This window comes from Bacillus sp. 05T21 (assembly GCF_056396785.1).
Window position 1 is genome coordinate 24515 of record NZ_JBFTMD010000003.1, and the last position, 16257, is coordinate 40771.

A 16257-nucleotide genomic window follows, 5' to 3' on the forward strand; every position below is an offset into this window, starting at 1 on the left:
CAAGTGATTCTCAATGAATAACACCCCTTTTCTTAGGTTTTGCTGTCAATCAAACTATATAAAAAATCTAACCAAAAGTATAGAATGTTTATTTGTAATTTGTGATGTTAAATTGGGTCTGGAAAAATAGTCATATAAAAACCCGTTGGAGCTTCAATGTTTTTTTGATGAAATCATTCTTACTTCTCAAATACCTCGCCACACAAAAACTTAAAATGTATTACAATGAATGAATCTATACGATTTTCAATCCTTCTTCTTTTCGCTAACTTTACCATTATTTTTAATTGAGTATTACTGCCCCGTCAGTTTAAGTAAAAAACCTTCATAATCTCAATGATATATTCAAACTCGAATAATCTAATTTCCTGAAAACGTTCCTCAACAATCTGGCCCTTTAGTGGAGTAACTTTATTGCTACTCAGCAGTTTCTTAATCCGCCTTTCAGTTCAGATCTTCTTTTCACTATAAAAACATCTCTTTAGATAAACAGATCCAAAGGGGCAAAACATCGCGCTTTTAAATAAAAACAGTGATTTTATTTAAAAGCGATATTAAAAATATTCTTCAAATCCTGGAAGCATATGTTTGCCGCAAACAAAAAGAACCATAAGCTTGCCAAACGGCAAAATTATAATTTTGATAGCTGTCGTCATTTTTTATTCATATATTGGAAATGAATTTCATAATGCGGAAAAATAGGGGGATTTATATGTCAAAGTGGCAATCTAAAGAACAATTGGTTCAATTATTAAGCAATCTTGTTGAAATTCCTAGTATTACAGGTTCAGAAGCTGAAGTTATATTGCCAGACTTTGTTGTAGAACAACTATCTGACTTACAGTATTTCAAACAAAATCCGCATCATTTGCAAAAAAATCTGACGGGGGATGGACGATATTTTGTTACAGCTTTAGTAAAGAAAAGTGATAGTACAAAAAATACTGTAATTCTTGTTAGTCACTTTGATGTTGTAGATGTACAAGATTACGGAGTGTGGAAAGAAGATGCATTTAACCCTAAAAAATTAACATCTATGTTTTATTCTCATAAAGATGAGCTACCAGATCATGTACGTGAAGATATTGAACAAGGAGATTGGCTCTTTGGTAGAGGAACGATGGACATGAAATGTGGTCTAGCCTTACAAATGGTGATGGTTGAGCAAGCTTGTGAAGGAAGATTTGATGGGAATGTTCTTTTATTGGCTGTTCCAGATGAAGAAGTGAACTCTGTAGGGATGAGAGCCGCTGTTCCAAGATTATTAGACTTAGCAAGAGAACATGACTTAGAGTATAAAACGGTCCTAAATTCAGAGCCTATGTTTTCAAGGCATCCTGGTGACCAAAATAAGTACATTTATACTGGTTCTATTGGTAAGGTGTTACCTGGTTTCCTTTGCTATGGAAAAGAGACACATGTAGGCGAACCTTTTGCAGGATTAAATGGGAGTTATATGGCTGCATTATTAACAGCTGAATTAGAGTTGAATACTGACCTTTGCGATATTGTAGATGGTGAAGCGAGTCCTCCACCAACTAACTTGCTTTAAAGAGACTTAAAGGAGGATTATTCTGTACAAATTCCTCATCGTGCAGTCACATTATTTAATTTGTTTTTACTAGAAAAAACGATGACAGATGTAGTTTCATTGTTACGCCAAAAAGTAACGAAAGTAGCAGAGAAAATTGAAGAATCGTATGAGGAGCGAGCGTATCATTTTTCTAAGCATAATCCGTTCATACCGCCTAATCTTAAAGTAAATGTATTAACGTATGAAGAGCTTATTGCTTATGCAATTGAACAACATGGGCAAGGAAAAATAGATGAAATTCAATCCGATATTATAAAAAATAGAGAAGATAAAGATGATCGTGCGGTAACTATTGATTTAGTAGACAAATTAGCTATCTTATGTAAAGAAAAGGCTCCAATGATTGTACTTTTCTTTGCACCGCCATACTATCCAGCTGTGAGTTCACGCAACAATCCTTTAATTAAAGAGGTAGTTGTAGAAATGGAAAAGTATGCCCACTATAATCATAGCATTACATTTGAAAACCAAAATTATTTTGGAGGAATTTCAGATTTAAGCTATGTGGGCTTACAAAACCCATTGGATTCAATGGGTTCTCTTGTAGACAATATGCCATTATGGGATAAAGGTTATTTGATTCCACTAGAGGAATTAGAAGAGTTTGACGTTCCAGTATTAAATATGGGACCAGTAGGAAAAGATGCACATCAATGGACGGAGCGTCTGGATGTAAATTACGCATTTGAAACGTTATTAGATATGTTACCTATATGTATTGAAAAACTACTTGTTTCTAATAAAGTTACACAGTCATAGTGTTTGCATAAGAGCGAGAAAAGGACCGTAGTGATACGGTCTTTTTTTCGTAATGAATAGTTTGAAACCTTAGATTTATGAAATTGTGATGTAAGAATTCTCCTTAAAATAGATTCGCAATAAACTATTTAGAGAGAGTAGATATGGCTTGTACACTTTTTGTAACGGTATTTGCTGAGTTTTTGTATAATATAATCATGTGAAGTTAACATAACTTATTGTATCAATAATATATATTTGCGTAGAATATCCATTTTAAGGTTTTGAAGTACCCCCCCTAAATGAAAATTTTATTTCGCTAAAGTTAGTTACTTAGTGAAGTCTGCTCATTTTTTTCGTATTAGGAAAGAAGGTACTTTTTAACTTGGTGGGTATGGGGTAGTACCCCTTGTAGCAAAACCGGAGTGGAAATGATGAGTATAAATAGTTTTGTGAGATTGATAAAGGACGAATTATTAAAAGAGGTAAGCATAAGAAGTGAGGATGAATTCGAGCCTATAGTAGTTAAAGATATTCCTAGACTTTGGAAGTGTTTAGGGACAGGTAATTATGCCGCAGTATTTATGCACAAAGAATACAAAGATTGGGTAGTGAAAGTTTACGCGCGAGAAGGAGAAGGAATTGAAAAAGAGTCAGAAGTATACCGAAGAATCGGAAATCATCCTTCTTATTCGGAGCTTATGTATAAAGGAGAAAATTTCATAGTATTGAAACGTTTAAAAGAAATTACCTTATACGATGCTATTCATAAGGGGATTAAAATTCCTAAGCAGGTAATCCTTGATATCAATGAAGCTATAGAGTATGCAAGGGAGCAAGGATTAACTCCTTGTGATGTTCACGGAAAAAATGTGATGATGGAAAACGGAAGGGGATATGTAGTCGATGTATCTGATTTCTTAAAAACAAAAGAAGATAGTAAGTGGAGAGACTTAGAAAAGGCATACTTCACCTTTTACTTGCCTTTCATTTATAAATTGCCTTTCCCTGTTAAAATACCGTATTTCATGTTAAACATTGTTAGACGTTCATATAGAAAATATAAGAAGCTTACAAAGAAATTCAAATTGTAAAAGGAGCACATACTTATCTTTAGGTTAGATAAGTACTAGTAAACAAAAGGACCGTACATATTTCTAATATGTACGGTCCTAATTTCATAACTTCATGAAGTAATTTATTTATAAAATGATTGTAACATTTGTATATAATACTGATATTATTACTATGAGAAGTAAATCTTCTTGTTTTAATAGAATATACCATTTCAGTACATTTCATTTTAAACATATTGATGTACTATAGTTCTAAACAAATCACAATAACGGATTAGAAGGGGAATAAACTATGTACACAGACGCAATTGAGTATTAAAATTTCAATCTAATTTACCTTTGCATAGATGCAGGTATCAGTTAGTTTTTTACCGTCAGCTGAAAGATCTTCATTACGTAATATCCCTTCAAGCTCAAAACCTAGTTTTTCAGGGATCGTACGACTTTTAGTGTTAGTAGATTCACATCTTATTTCAATCCTTCTAAATTTGAGTAACTGAAATCCAAGGTTTGTTAACTCACTTACTACCTCTGTCATATATCCATTGCCACTAAATTGCGTGTTAATCCAGTATCCAATTTCACATTTAGAAATCTTCCAATTAATTCCGTGAAGGCTAGCAGTTCCAATAAAATCATTAGTATCCTTATGATAGATAAGATAGCGAAAGCTTTCTCTTTTTAAAAAATCTATATGGGCATTTCTCAGGATAATTTCCGTTTCTTCAACAGTAGGGATTGACTGGAATAAAAGCAACCATTGTTTTAACTCATTAATTGAATCCTTAATAGCTTGGTGTACGACATTCCCGTCACCAGCTTGAAGTGGTGCTCGAAGAATTAGTCTGTCTGTTTCTATTTGTAACGGAACATCTAATAAAATAGAATTCATATCATTTCTCCTCTCGAAAACTTTAAATTATGACAGAATGAAACTTATATAATAAAAAAACTTTCACCCAAAAGAAATAATTCTTGAGGACGAGAGTTGCAATTTCGTGGTACGTTATTATGATAAATAAATTAAAAAACACCCTATCTCACTAACAGGAGATCCCGTCACAGCATCACTATAAATTATTATAGAACCGTGCGAAACTCCTAGTCTTTCTTCATTAAGAACTTGATATGCAGCAATACAGTAAAGCTTATCTCCCATAAAGGGACCTCCTAAAAATTAGTGAACAATAAATGTATATTCAATTAATTACTTGGAAATCCCTTTTCACATATTGAAAACTAAACTGCCAGTTGGTACAAAAAATGGCTACCGAAGCAGCCTTAGGTTATTCAACTAATGATTGTAGAAGGAATGAGTGTCGCATTTATTAATCCCGATTTATTTGATTAAAAAATTTACTTCTATGCAGATGGTGAAACAGAATTAATGAGAAGGTCTAGCCGCGATATTGCTGAAAGGAGAGCCGATATCAATTATTTAAGGCGGTCTCATGCAGAACGTCGGATTCAGTACGAAGTGTTTATGCATCCATACAGTCAATGTTTTGATATTATTATCAAAAATTCCGATGAAGCAATATGTCTAGAAAAAAATACATTTGAGTTTTATAGAGTGTAAATGCAAATACTCTATTTGTTATGTTTATTATGAGGGTTCATTTTCATTATTTGGCTCCCAAATGAAGCAACTTTAGTATTCACTCAAAAATCCATTGTCTATGAAACAATTAGATTTTTAAACGGCTTTAATAGACAACTGCCATTTACATAGACAGATGTCTATTGTATTTTTGGCGGCAAGATTAAATAGCTTTTTTGTTACTTTACAATAAAGTATACTTAATATCAGTAATTCATGTAATTAGGAGTGATTTCTATATTTAGGGGAAATGCAAAAAGGTTACTTCTGTCATTAGTAACAAATCCAATACTAATAATTGTATACGGCATTTTTTGTTATGAGTTAGCCTTATACTGTAAGTACGGAAGGATGAATTATAATATTTATATTTTGTTATTATGTATAGTACTTTTTATATCCATGACTACATTTACTACAATGCGGGTGATAAAAAATAGAGAATATGAATCTAAAAAATTAACTAATTCAATAGCATGGAGATCCATTTCTATTATCATTATTGTTGCAATTACATCATTTTATGGGATGCAGATTTATAAAAGTGCAATAAATTACAATGGCAAATTGGCATGGTTTATAGAAAGGTTAAAACATGAAAGGTCAGTTAAACTTAAACATAATAATATATATGAATCTGGAGTAGAAGGTATTTTTGAAGATATAAATAAAAAACATCCTTTGCCAAAGAAATTGTATATGGCAACTGATTTTGATCTTACATTTCATTCAGATGGAACAATCACAGCGTTTGATACATTTGTTTATGGGAAAAATGTTGATGGGAAAGAAGAAACTTATTTAATCTCTTATAATAAGAAGAAATCAGAAGATATTACTATAATACGAGACGGGTATGCAAAGCCTGATTATGATGATGATAAATTAGTAGAACCTTTAATTAAAACGGTTAAGGCGATTCCAGTTAAGCAAACGGTTAGAAAGTGGAATGAAAGTAAGTATGGGTTGATTTATTATGGAAAAAGAAATTGGGGATCCAATACAGAGGGAATTATTAATATTACTGAGGATGGTAAGGGGCAGAGTCTTAAAGAAGCAGCTTCTGAAATCATTGGATATACTGTATCTATATTTGTCCCTGGAAAAGAGAAAGAGCTAGTACCTGCTAGATATAACTTAATATGTGACGCAAGTTGGAGTAAATCAAAGACGCCTCCAAATGAAGATAGGCTTAAAGAGAAGAAACAACAAGATTTAAAGAATGAAAAAGAACAGTTTTTCCTATCAAAAGAAGTTGGTTATAAACTAAATATGACAGATAAAGCATTAGGGAGCGCCTTTTATTCATTAAGCAAGACTAGTGATGAAGGGGAAACATGGGAGGTTATCAATCCAGACCCATTTAATAGGGGGATTGGTAGTGTATCAGGAATCACTTTTATAAATGATAAACTTGGGTTTTTAGGAGCAGTTAGACCTTCTGGTAATGAGGGAGAGTTATATCGCACAGATGATGGGGGGGTATCTTTCAAAAAGGTAGAATATCCGCCGCATGAAGTCAAATTAGATCATACACAGTCCACAATAAGTCCTTTTGATTCTCCTAGTATGCCATATGAGAAAGATGGGGTTTTTAATATGTTAGTTGGACAAGGGGCAGATGGAGACTACAATGGCGATAGTAGTGTACTTTATCAATCAAAAGATAACGGAGAGACATGGGAATTTGTAGAAGAAGTGAAAAAGAAATAGTCAGAATGTTTTTTTGAAAAATAAGGTAACTAATCAGCTATACATTTCATTTAGAAGTTTGGTAAGGAGTATAATTCCAGCCATGAAGATAAAAATGGACCTACACCTCGCTGCCTTTCTTTGTTTTAAAGCTTTACGCGTGGCAGGAAAAGGCCCTGACCGCTTCTATGCATGGCCAGTCCCTCTCGCCCATTTAAAAAGATGCTTTTCTGGCTTTTTTTCATAGAGGGGCTGAGTAGTTACTAAAAGTAAATAATTTAAATCGAACCATAAGCTTGCCGGCAAATTTATGGTTCGATTTTTTTTAGGGCAAAGATATCGTTCTAAACGGGTATTACCACATCGCTATCAAGTTTAAATTTTATAATGCCCCCAAAATGAAAAATTTGTGTCATTTATAGAAAGAAGTTTATTTTTATCATTTTGGGGATACTTCAAAATATTAAGTTGATGGTGGTGGGGTAGCACCACATCGCTATCAAGCTAAGATTTAAAAGTACCCCCTAAACGAAAATTTTGTGTTGTTATAGCACCGAGGTTCATTTTTATCGTTTTTGGGGCAACCTGTTCTGTTAGGTTGATAGGCATGTGGCGGTACGCCATAAAGTACATTTTTCCTGAGTGGCTCCAAAAGTAAAGAATCGTTGCCGTACCCCTTAAATGGTTAACTAACCCCAATTTTTTTCTATTTTGACGACATGCTCAACGCCGCAGAAAAATAAGTTTATTTTCTGTTCCTGAAAGCAGCCTTTTTATATTTTCCATATGCCTGAAAATAACCATAAACGCCATTAGGAATGCAAATATATAAAAATATACGGTATTCCCAAAAACAGGAATAAATGAAATGACCGCAATAAGCAATGTAGCACATATTGTACCTAAAGAGACATAATGGGTTAAAGCTACTATTATCACAAAAAAGCCAAGGCATAAAAGGGCCATAACCCAGTCAACCATAAACAGCACAGCCACTGCTGTAAGTGCTCCCTTGCCCCCTTTAAACCCAAAATATACCGGCCAGTTATGCCCTATAACCGCCCCTGCGCCTGCCGCTAAAAGGCTTACGCAATCTTTAGCCTCTCCCGAATAAAAGTAAACGCTAAGGAACAAGCCTATATAACAGGCAATTATCCCTTTTAATATATCTCCCGCAAGAACAAACACCGCAGCAGATTTCCCAAGTACTCTCAGAGTATTGGTAAGCCCGGCGCTTTTGCTTCCATGGCTTCTTATGTCCTTTCCGTATATTCTCCCTACAATCACCGCTGTATTAAGGCTGCCTAAAAGGTAGCCCAAAACTAAGGCCGCAAAAATCTTTAAAATATCAATCATCACTCTTCTCCCTTTAAATTATTCTAAATTTCTTTTATTTCTCCATTAATACAGGGTTTTAGCATTGTTCTTCTCCAGAAAATTTTTTAATAAACTTCTACTTTTTTTATTCATGTTAAAAGGGCATCTACAATAAGGATGCTGTTAATGACTGAATAGTCAGAAAAACAACTGGTAAAAAACCCTTGATTAGTCACAACATTTTTGAGCCAAACTGCAGGCTTTCCTTCTTCTACTTCAATGATCCGATAGGGGGTAACGATGGGGAATAATTTCTTTAATTTGTTGAATATTGAACATGAATTTCTCTCCTTTATACCATAGCTAGATATTGTAGTTAGTTTAATTCCCTAAAATAGCATGTTCGAATATTGACAATAATTAGCACCTGGTACTATTATTTGATTATATAATTAAGTGTAAAAATAGTAAAGGAGGATAAATGTATGCAATCAAAAGCAAGAATTACAGCTATTGGTACCTATGTACCTGAAAAAAAGCTGACCAATGATGATTTAGAAAAAATAGTAGATACAAATGATGCATGGATTGTACAAAGAACTGGGATGAAGGAAAGAAGAATTGCTGGTGATAACGAATATGCCTCTACATTAGCTTTTAAAGCTATTGAAAACTTAGTGGAACGTTATCATAAAAGTCTTGTCGACGTGGATTGTATTCTCGTTTCAACAACTACGCCTGACTACACTTTTCCAAGTGTAGCCTGCCAAATACAAGAGCATTTTAATATTCAGCATACAGGCGCTGTTGATTTCAATGCTACTTGTGCTGGTTTTACATATGGATTACATCTGGCGAATGGTTTAATTACATCTGGTCTTCATCGCAAGATTTTAATTGTAACGACAGAAACCTTATCTAAGATTACAGACTATACAGATCGAACTACATGTATCTTATTTGGAGATGGAGCCGCAGCTGTTTTAGTAGAGAAAGATGAAGAAGTGTCTAGCTTTATAGCTACCCATATTGGGACAAATGGGGAAGGAGGTATGCATGTATATCGTAAAAATTTATCTACTACCATGTTTGGAAATCCTTTAAAAACACATGGGAAGATAGTTCAAAATGGAAGAGAAGTATATAAGTGGGCAGCACGGACACTACCAATTGGTAATAAAGAATTGTTATGTCAAGCAGAGTTACAACTGGATGAGGTGAACTGGTTTGTTCCACATAGTGCTAATTTGCGAATGATTGAATCTATATGTGAAAAATCAGGTGTCCCACTGGATAAAACATTAACGAGTGTAACATACATGGGGAATACTTCTTCCGTCTCCATTCCATTGGCATTAGACATAGGTATGAACGAAGGAAAGGTGAAAAACGGGGACACTCTCTTACTCTATGGGTTTGGAGGAGGTCTTACACACGCTGGACATATCATTAAATGGCATTTAGCAAAGGAATAGGAGATGAAATATTCAATAGTAACATAAACGTATTTTATTACATTAAAAATCTTTATAGGGATTCCGTCCCATCGCTATAAAGCTAAGTTTTTGCACTACCCATAAAGCAAAAAACGCCATCCTTTCCTATGATTCTACAGAAAGAATAACGTATTTTTTTCACTTTGAGGGGATTTCTTTTTGTTAGCTTGCTAGCAATGTGGCGAGACCCCAGGACTAACTTAAAAAGCAGTAGCCTGAAATTAATTTCGGGTTACTGCTTTTTAACTATATTCAAAAAAAATTAACTCAACCTTTTATCTTCATGGCTTTAATATTTTTTCCAATCTTACTCGTTTAATAAAATCATCTAATGCCTCTTCTTCATTACCATAATGAGCAATTGAGGTTTCTACAATACTCGCTCTCTCATCAGTTGCACAAACAACCCACTTATTATCCTCTTTATAAATTAGAACCTCATCCGGATCCACATCTTTTTCATGAAACCAGTTATAATATTTTAATCCTTCTTCTGATAGGATTCGTTTTGCCTCATCTCTTGTCATATTAAAATTATCCTCCTTATTTTATTAGTTTCAATCCTTCTAATTGTTCGACTGTTAAAGGAAGTTGTATTTGTGTGCCCCCTTTTATTGTCCCAAAACCTGGAGCTATCTCTCCAATTTGTGCTTTTAATTTGCTATAATCACCACAATAGTACTAGCATCTACCTGTGCTTTTAGTGTAGGGTCACTACAATTATCAATATAGGTTTTTATATTCGAGAAATCAGCTACAAGCTCATATTGATGGTATTTACTCACATCTTCCAAATACTACTCAAATATAAATATAGGATGTTAGGTAAGAATCCTCCATTCTTCTCTATTTACCTATGCGTATACTTTAAATCAAAGAATCAAGGAAAGACCTGGTTAAAAGAAAAAAGGTTAACACCTCACCATAAAAGTTCTACTGAAATTGAGTTAATTCCAACAGATTTACATGCTAATATACCACATATAGGTTCAGCATCAGATTTAAGAGGCGGAAAATAAAATGGAAAAAATAATAAAGCAAGTATTAAATGAAATAATTGATTCGGAAATGGTAGTATCAAAAAAAGAAGATGCATATAAGTCAATCGAAACAATTAAACGAATATATGGTGTAGATTTACCATTAGACTACAAAGAGTTTTTGCTTGAATATGGAGGGTGTTTTATTAAGGATAATAGAATGTACCAGCCAATTGAAGTTACCCCTGTAACTCCCAAGGATGGTTTTGACTCGATAGGTGGCTTTTATGGTATTACTAGTGATGCCTATGAAATTGAATCAATCATTCAAACTTATAAGGATATTTTAGGAAGTAGTGTAATGCCTATTGCAGATGCAGACGGGGGAGATTTAATATGTATAGGCTTAAAAAATAAATACAGGGGTAAAATTTATTATTGGTATCATGAAGGTGAAACAATAAACGAAGATGGAAAATAATATTATTATCTTATAGCAAACTCATTTGAAGAATTTATTTTAAAATTTTCAATTCATGAAAGAAAAGAAAGTGTAAATTTAGATGACATCGAACTCTTTTTAGACGAAGATTTATTAAAAGATTAAATAGTATCCCATAGATAAACGATAGCGACAAACCTTATTCAAAGTTCTTTAGGGATGTAACGCTAAAGAATTAAAAAAGTAAAAGTGTATAAGAAAAAGCCCCCACCACCGCCAAGTAGAGAAGAGCTTTTCCAGGTAAACTACGATAAAAGAAGTCGCGAAGTATTATATTAACGCATAGTGTCCTTACATAACCCTCTGTAAACCAATTAGATAAAATCAGATATTGATTATTTGGGAAACTAACAGTTATTTTAAGTTGAATGATCTGAATTCCCGTAAATAACTGTAAAATAATAAAATTTTCGTTTTGGGGGTATTTGCATTTCTTAGCTTGATGGTGATGGGGTGGTACTCCAACTAGAAAAATTGTCTCTGCGTGAACGTGAAGAACTTGAAAAATTTAAAAAAGAAGCAATGGAAGAACCACCGGATTTCTTTGAATATATTCAGTCTACCGAAAAAAATAATAAATGATACATAATGCCTCCAACAGAATATTTATCAAATTGATAACATATGTATCCCTTTCGGTTTTTACAGAAATTGTAATGATATAAGTATATGTATATAGAAGGGGAGGCATAGGTTCTATGAAAAATGTTAAGTTTTATGGGTTAATTCTAGCATTCATCTTGCTACTGGCAGCTTGTAGTAGTAATTCCTTTGAAGATTATACATCAAAAGCTGATAAGAACATTAAGGATAAAAAATATAGCGAAGCTATAAAGAATTGTCAAGAGGCTTTGAAGTTGAAGGATGATAAGAAAAAGTAAGTTAGAACAAACCGAAAATTTAAAGAAAGCGCAAGATGCTTTTGATAAACATGAAATCGGGAAAGCTATGAATAATGTTCAAAAGGCAAAAAGTGATGAAAATAAAGAATTAACAAAGCAAGCCAATGCATTGCAAGGTGAGATTCAACAAGAATTTTTAGCTACATTTAATAAGTTGAACATGAATGGTATTACTGGCGATGTAAAAGAAGCCCGTCAATCTTTAGATGATCTTATGGCTTGGATACAACAATCTGACTTATTAAAATCTCAAAAAGATTTTATTGATACGTTACCTGAAAAAGAAGCAAGTATCTCTAAACTACAGGAAAGTAAAAAATAAAGAAAAGAGGTTGCCTAAAAGTAACTATTCAGCGACTTTTGGGACAACCTCTTCTTTTCGTTGTGGATTTTTAAGAAAATTTAGAATAGAATAAAAATATATCCATCTACCTATTATTCACTAATGAAAAGAAAAGGGGGTAGCGAAATGCAACTGAAGTATGGGAAGCACATTAATATATTATCTATTGTTCTAACTTTGTTCTCTTTTTCCGTAATTGTAAGTTTCTCTACCTGGTTGAGTGGATATTCAATTCCCAACCTTTCTACAATGCTTAAGGTAACAATGTGGAGTGCATTTATTCTTGGAATTATAGGGTTTAGACAAGAGAAAAGCGCACTAGCGATTATAATTATGGGAATATGTGCCTTTGCTCTAGTCGTTCTATATACTTATGCGGTTATAAGTTTTCTTGAGCATTAAACACAAAAAAAAGAAACGAACATTTTTGTTCGTTTCTTTTTTTTGGGGATGATTATTATAAAATAGCCTCTTCTAATGATTGAGTGCTGAATCCAAGAATTGATTTTTGAGTGTTATTCTCATGATCTTTTACACGGGAGAAAATCTCACCGGTACAAGAAGAAAACAGCCTTTGATATCTTAGGCGTCGTATATGACTTTACTATGTCTCACAATCATGTAGCATAATCAAAAAAATTGAAACCCAATAGGGTTTATTTAGTATGCAAATCTTTAAAGAACTTACACTGGACCTTTAGAAAAAAGAAAAAATTCTACGTAAAGTTAAACTTATATAAGCTTAACTTGATGGCGATGGGATAGCACCATCAAAACACAAATTTCATACGCTATGAAAATGTAACGATTTTATGCTACCAGTAAAAAACTAATTAGTGAGAGCTCATAATCTGTGGGGGATGGATACCCCCACGAATTTAAGTTTCACTTTATCAAAAAGTAAGGATCGACCGGTACCGCTCGTTATTTGACTATTACTTTTCCATCCATTCCTTTCAAGTAGTGGAACCGACATATTAGTTCATATGTACCGGGAGTTTCAGGTTTTACGGTAATTGTTATTTCTTTTCCTGACGGGACTTCGGCGTCAATTCCGAGTTTTTTCACCGTAAAGGTATGTTCTCTATTTCCTTTGTTTTTCAATAGCAACGTCGTCGTTTTCCCAACCGGAACAGTGATGATACTCGGATTAAAGTAATCATCATTCAATTCAACCTCAATAGGCTGTCTCACAACGTCGGATTCGGCAAATACGCGGAGCGAACCTAAAGTAGTCATAACTACAATCATCGCAAGTGAAATGATTAATCCAGTTAATAGCTTTTTCACAGACATTCGTAATCCCTCCTTTCCTAAGCACTAGTGTTTTCAAATTACTAAAATATTATCAATATAAATGGGGTTTACGCGTGGCTTAAATAGTAATTCTTTCGGCAACTCCTACTAACCAAGTACTAACTGGAATAGGATTTGGGTAAATAAAAAAAGCCTCTACTACTGTGGAAGCTTCTCCAAATGATGTGCAATATCAATATACATATCGGAATAAACCGAATGGATTTCATTACTAGGCGCAGCGTTAGAAGAGAAGTGGACGATTACCATACTTGCTTTCGGATCGATGTAAAGAGTTTGTCCGTAACTGCCTAACACTTCGAAAGCACCTTGTTCATTGTGCGGAATCCACCATTGATTATGATAAGAAATGGAAGCACCACGACCAATTGCGAGCTCACCTTCTTGTACATTTTTCACACCTTCTGTAATAGAAGAAGGGACGATTTGTTTTCCATTATATTGACCATTATTTAAAAGTAATTGCCCGAACCTCGCCATATCTCTAGCAGTTGCATTTAAACCAGCGCTTGCTTGTTCTACTTTTGTTTCATCTGTAACGTAATAAGCGTCTTCTTCCATACCAATTTGAGACCAAATTCGCTCGCTTACATTTTCAGCTAATGATTTTCCTGTGATTGTTCGGATAATCCAAGCGAGTGTTTCTGTTGATCCGTTATTGTAAGAAAAAGAGGAACCGGGTGGTGCAGTTTCTTCTGCTTCTAGTAACATATCATAAATTTTCATAGGCCCCTCGTAATTTTTACCTCGGGGTAAAATATTACTAGCTAAATATAGTTGTGCATCTTGATTTTCTAGTCCTAGCTGCATATATCCGTGAGTAGGGTATTCAGCGGAAACTTGCATGTCCATTAATTGTTGAAGTGTTGCTTTACCAAACGGTGTATTTTTTAATTCTTTTATGTAAGTGTCAGCTGTTTTTTCTACATCAATTCGATTTTCTTCAGCGAGCGATTGTATAATTGCACCAGTAAACACCTTTGCTAACGATGCCATTCCATGAGGTTCACTCTCGTTATATCCATTGAAATATCGTTCATAAACAAGTTGACCATTCTGTACAACGACAAAAGCATCTGTTTTGTTTTCGTCTAAAAGTTTTTTTAGAGGAGTCGTATTTCCAAATCTGCGCTCCACAGCAAAATCGTCTAAGTTTTGTAACGCGGTAGGGAAGGGAGCAACTTGGTCAGGGTTGTTTTTTACTTCATTTATTAAAGTGAATTCTTTCATATGTGTATACGACCAGCGTAAGTAAGGATCGTCTAACCAGTTTTCTTTTGTGACATTTGCTTTAGTGGGGGTCGTTTTATTATTTTTAAAAAAAGTAAACCCAAGCCCTGTAACTACGAATAGTAATACTAGTAACAGTAATAGCAGGGGAGATTTCTTTACATTCATGCATGTACCTCCTTTAGTTTCTATTATAAGTATACGCTCGTTTTAAAATAAATACAAAATAAGGAAAGTAAACGGGTAAGTTTACTTTCCTTATGAACGTTAAGCAGATATTTGTCCGTCTGTACTTTGTTTCTTGAATTTTTGTTTTCGTCCGTGTAATCCATAATATAGAAGTAAAGTGAACGCAACGATAATAGCTGCGATAAAATACATATTATGATAACTTGATTTGGCAGCGACTATACCTAAAATGAAAGAACCAAAGCCAATGCCGCTATCAAAGAACGAGAAGTAAGTAGCTGTCGCAGAACCACGTCGATGGTTTGGAGCGGCAGAAATCGCAATCGTTTGGAAACTTGGAATTAATGTTCCGTATCCTAAACCGATTAACATACCTGCGCCAAGGAACCAAAATGAAGTTTGCGCTTGGCTTAAAATGAACATCCCAATTGTGAAAATAATGATAGCTGGATAAATAAGTACATTTTCACCGAAACGATCAAATATTTTTCCTGTAAATGGACGAGAGATTACAACAACAAGTGCGTATAGAATAAAGAAGTAACTTGCAATTTCGCTTAAACCGAGTTCTTTCGCATAAATAGGAATAAAGGATAAAATGCCACTATAAGAAAAGGCTAAAACAAATCCTGTCAGAGCGATCGGAATAGAAGATGGTTCAATTAAGTCTTTCCATTTCATTTTTTCACGTGTTTGTTTACTTACTGGTTTTTCATGCGGAATATTGACAAGTAATCCTAATAAAAATGCGAGTAATGAAAATACTGAACACACGATAAATAGTACAGTAAATGAAAAATGAGAAATAATTGTTAAACCTAAAAAAGGACCAATTACCATCGGTAGACTCATAAATACGCCGTAATAAGCAAGTGCTTCACCGCGTCTATGAGCTGGTGCTACATCAGTTACAATTGTTCCAGTTGCTGTTGTTGCCATTCCGAATCCAATACCATGTAAGAAGCGAAGGGCAAGTAATAAAAATAAACTTTGCGTACCGAAATACATAACAGTAGCGGCTAAAAATAGTGAAAGTGAAATAAATAATATTTTCTTTCTTCCTAAATCATCGAGCCATTTTCCTGTGAATGGTCTACATAAAACAGATGAAATAAGAAAAACAGTTGCAACTAAACCAATTTCCTCAGGTTTTCCTTTTAGGCTGTCTATAACATAGACAGGCAGAGTAGTCATAAGCATGTAAAATGTTAAAAAGAGAAACAGACTACTAAAACAAGTTCCGAGGAAATCCTTCGTCCAAAGTTTTTCACTTTGCATCGT

The 16257-nt window shown here is 34.0% G+C and carries 15 protein-coding genes and 3 pseudogenes; 10 read left to right on the forward strand and 8 right to left on the reverse strand.

Features of this window, described 5'->3' with window-relative positions; all coding sequences use genetic code 11:
• Positions 1 to 712 precede the first annotated feature (712 nt).
• Positions 713 to 2353: pseudogene (locus AC1DKZ_RS08725) on the forward strand (M20/M25/M40 family metallo-hydrolase).
• Positions 2354 to 2757: 404 nt separating this feature from the next.
• Positions 2758 to 3426, forward strand: a complete 669-nt coding sequence (locus AC1DKZ_RS08730; RefSeq protein ID WP_476996005.1) for a protein kinase family protein — start codon at positions 2758 to 2760, stop codon at positions 3424 to 3426.
• A 310-nt stretch (positions 3427 to 3736) separates the two neighbouring features.
• Here AC1DKZ_RS08730 and AC1DKZ_RS08735 read toward each other — a convergent pair whose 3' ends face one another.
• Positions 3737 to 4300: a GNAT family N-acetyltransferase gene (locus AC1DKZ_RS08735; protein WP_016091782.1), complete on the reverse strand. Its 564-nt coding sequence runs from the start codon at positions 4298 to 4300 to the stop codon at positions 3737 to 3739.
• A gap of 117 nt (positions 4301 to 4417) precedes the next feature.
• Positions 4418 to 4567: a hypothetical protein gene (locus AC1DKZ_RS08740; RefSeq protein ID WP_176523476.1), complete on the reverse strand. Its 150-nt coding sequence runs from the start codon at positions 4565 to 4567 to the stop codon at positions 4418 to 4420.
• A 132-nt stretch (positions 4568 to 4699) separates the two neighbouring features.
• Between AC1DKZ_RS08740 and AC1DKZ_RS08745 the strand changes: the two are divergent.
• Both AC1DKZ_RS08745 and AC1DKZ_RS08750 read left to right on the forward strand, forming a co-directional pair.
• Positions 4700 to 4987: pseudogene (locus AC1DKZ_RS08745) on the forward strand (uridine kinase); the annotation flags it as partial.
• Positions 4988 to 5236: 249 nt separating this feature from the next.
• On the forward strand, positions 5237 to 6721 hold the full coding sequence (locus AC1DKZ_RS08750) for a WD40/YVTN/BNR-like repeat-containing protein (protein ID WP_476996006.1): 1485 nt from the start codon (positions 5237 to 5239) through the stop codon (positions 6719 to 6721).
• Between the two features lie 702 nt (positions 6722 to 7423).
• Here the strand turns inward: AC1DKZ_RS08750 and plsY are convergent.
• Together plsY and AC1DKZ_RS08760 are read right to left on the reverse strand one after the other, a co-directional pair.
• On the reverse strand, positions 7424 to 8056 hold the full coding sequence (gene plsY, locus AC1DKZ_RS08755; protein ID WP_476996007.1) for a glycerol-3-phosphate 1-O-acyltransferase PlsY: 633 nt from the start codon (positions 8054 to 8056) through the stop codon (positions 7424 to 7426).
• A 119-nt stretch (positions 8057 to 8175) separates the two neighbouring features.
• Positions 8176 to 8356 (reverse strand): annotated as a pseudogene (locus AC1DKZ_RS08760) (hotdog family protein); the annotation flags it as partial.
• 146 nt (positions 8357 to 8502) lie between these two features.
• On the opposite strand from AC1DKZ_RS08760, the gene AC1DKZ_RS08765 reads away from it, so the two are divergent.
• The gene (locus AC1DKZ_RS08765; protein ID WP_476996008.1) at positions 8503 to 9492 is read left to right on the forward strand and encodes a beta-ketoacyl-ACP synthase 3; all 990 of its coding nucleotides are present in this window, start codon (positions 8503 to 8505) and stop codon (positions 9490 to 9492) included.
• Positions 9493 to 9794: 302 nt separating this feature from the next.
• Here the strand turns inward: AC1DKZ_RS08765 and AC1DKZ_RS08770 are convergent, their stop codons facing one another.
• The gene (locus AC1DKZ_RS08770; RefSeq protein WP_002203318.1) at positions 9795 to 10040 is read right to left on the reverse strand and encodes an Imm59 family immunity protein; all 246 of its coding nucleotides are present in this window, start codon (positions 10038 to 10040) and stop codon (positions 9795 to 9797) included.
• Between the two features lie 493 nt (positions 10041 to 10533).
• On the opposite strand from AC1DKZ_RS08770, the gene AC1DKZ_RS08775 reads away from it, so the two are divergent.
• The 5 genes from AC1DKZ_RS08775 to AC1DKZ_RS08795 all read left to right on the forward strand — a co-directional run bounded on the left by AC1DKZ_RS08775 (position 10534) and on the right by AC1DKZ_RS08795 (position 12642).
• Positions 10534 to 10974 carry an SMI1/KNR4 family protein gene (locus AC1DKZ_RS08775; protein WP_476996009.1) on the forward strand — a complete coding sequence of 147 codons (441 nt, stop codon included), beginning with the start codon at positions 10534 to 10536 and terminating at the stop codon, positions 10972 to 10974.
• A 474-nt stretch (positions 10975 to 11448) separates the two neighbouring features.
• Complete coding sequence (locus tag AC1DKZ_RS08780; protein WP_476996010.1) at positions 11449 to 11577, forward strand: hypothetical protein; 129 nt, start codon at positions 11449 to 11451, stop codon at positions 11575 to 11577.
• Between the two features lie 116 nt (positions 11578 to 11693).
• Positions 11694 to 11876, forward strand: coding sequence for a hypothetical protein (locus AC1DKZ_RS08785; protein ID WP_476996011.1), 183 nt, complete (start codon positions 11694 to 11696; stop codon positions 11874 to 11876).
• Positions 11860 to 12219, forward strand: coding sequence for a hypothetical protein (locus AC1DKZ_RS08790; RefSeq protein ID WP_476996012.1), 360 nt, complete (start codon positions 11860 to 11862; stop codon positions 12217 to 12219). Before AC1DKZ_RS08785 ends, AC1DKZ_RS08790 begins: the two co-directional genes overlap by 17 nt.
• A 147-nt stretch (positions 12220 to 12366) precedes the next feature.
• Positions 12367 to 12642 carry a hypothetical protein gene (locus AC1DKZ_RS08795; RefSeq protein ID WP_002084476.1) on the forward strand — a complete coding sequence of 92 codons (276 nt, stop codon included), beginning with the start codon at positions 12367 to 12369 and terminating at the stop codon, positions 12640 to 12642.
• Positions 12643 to 13164: 522 nt separating this feature from the next.
• Here AC1DKZ_RS08795 and AC1DKZ_RS08800 read toward each other — a convergent pair.
• The 3 genes from AC1DKZ_RS08800 to AC1DKZ_RS08810 all read right to left on the reverse strand — a co-directional run bounded on the left by AC1DKZ_RS08800 (position 13165) and on the right by AC1DKZ_RS08810 (position 16254).
• Positions 13165 to 13536, reverse strand: coding sequence for a cupredoxin domain-containing protein (locus AC1DKZ_RS08800; protein ID WP_002013813.1), 372 nt, complete (start codon positions 13534 to 13536; stop codon positions 13165 to 13167).
• 159 nt (positions 13537 to 13695) lie between these two features.
• The gene (locus AC1DKZ_RS08805; RefSeq protein ID WP_476996013.1) at positions 13696 to 14955 is read right to left on the reverse strand and encodes a serine hydrolase domain-containing protein; all 1260 of its coding nucleotides are present in this window, start codon (positions 14953 to 14955) and stop codon (positions 13696 to 13698) included.
• A 99-nt stretch (positions 14956 to 15054) separates the two neighbouring features.
• The gene (locus AC1DKZ_RS08810) at positions 15055 to 16254 is read right to left on the reverse strand and encodes an MFS transporter (RefSeq protein ID WP_404449680.1); all 1200 of its coding nucleotides are present in this window, start codon (positions 16252 to 16254) and stop codon (positions 15055 to 15057) included.
• Between the last annotated feature and the right edge of the window lie 3 nt (positions 16255 to 16257).

What these genes read in the sequence shown, in the direction of transcription:
- AC1DKZ_RS08735 (WP_016091782.1), bottom strand. Translation starts at nt 4,300, where the DNA reads ATGAATTCTATTTTATTAGATGTTCCGTTACAAATAGAAACAGACAGA.
- AC1DKZ_RS08740 (WP_176523476.1), bottom strand. Translation starts at nt 4,567, where the DNA reads ATGGGAGATAAGCTTTACTGTATTGCTGCATATCAAGTTCTTAATGAA.
- plsY (WP_476996007.1), bottom strand. Translation starts at nt 8,056, where the DNA reads ATGATTGATATTTTAAAGATTTTTGCGGCCTTAGTTTTGGGCTACCTT.
- AC1DKZ_RS08765 (WP_476996008.1), top strand. Translation starts at nt 8,503, where the DNA reads ATGCAATCAAAAGCAAGAATTACAGCTATTGGTACCTATGTACCTGAA.
- AC1DKZ_RS08770 (WP_002203318.1), bottom strand. Translation starts at nt 10,040, where the DNA reads ATGACAAGAGATGAGGCAAAACGAATCCTATCAGAAGAAGGATTAAAA.
- AC1DKZ_RS08775 (WP_476996009.1), top strand. Translation starts at nt 10,534, where the DNA reads ATGGAAAAAATAATAAAGCAAGTATTAAATGAAATAATTGATTCGGAA.
- AC1DKZ_RS08785 (WP_476996011.1), top strand. Translation starts at nt 11,694, where the DNA reads ATGAAAAATGTTAAGTTTTATGGGTTAATTCTAGCATTCATCTTGCTA.
- AC1DKZ_RS08790 (WP_476996012.1), top strand. Translation starts at nt 11,860, where the DNA reads ATGATAAGAAAAAGTAAGTTAGAACAAACCGAAAATTTAAAGAAAGCG.
- AC1DKZ_RS08795 (WP_002084476.1), top strand. Translation starts at nt 12,367, where the DNA reads ATGCAACTGAAGTATGGGAAGCACATTAATATATTATCTATTGTTCTA.
- AC1DKZ_RS08800 (WP_002013813.1), bottom strand. Translation starts at nt 13,536, where the DNA reads ATGTCTGTGAAAAAGCTATTAACTGGATTAATCATTTCACTTGCGATG.
- AC1DKZ_RS08805 (WP_476996013.1), bottom strand. Translation starts at nt 14,955, where the DNA reads ATGAATGTAAAGAAATCTCCCCTGCTATTACTGTTACTAGTATTACTA.
- AC1DKZ_RS08810 (WP_404449680.1), bottom strand. Translation starts at nt 16,254, where the DNA reads ATGCAAAGTGAAAAACTTTGGACGAAGGATTTCCTCGGAACTTGTTTT.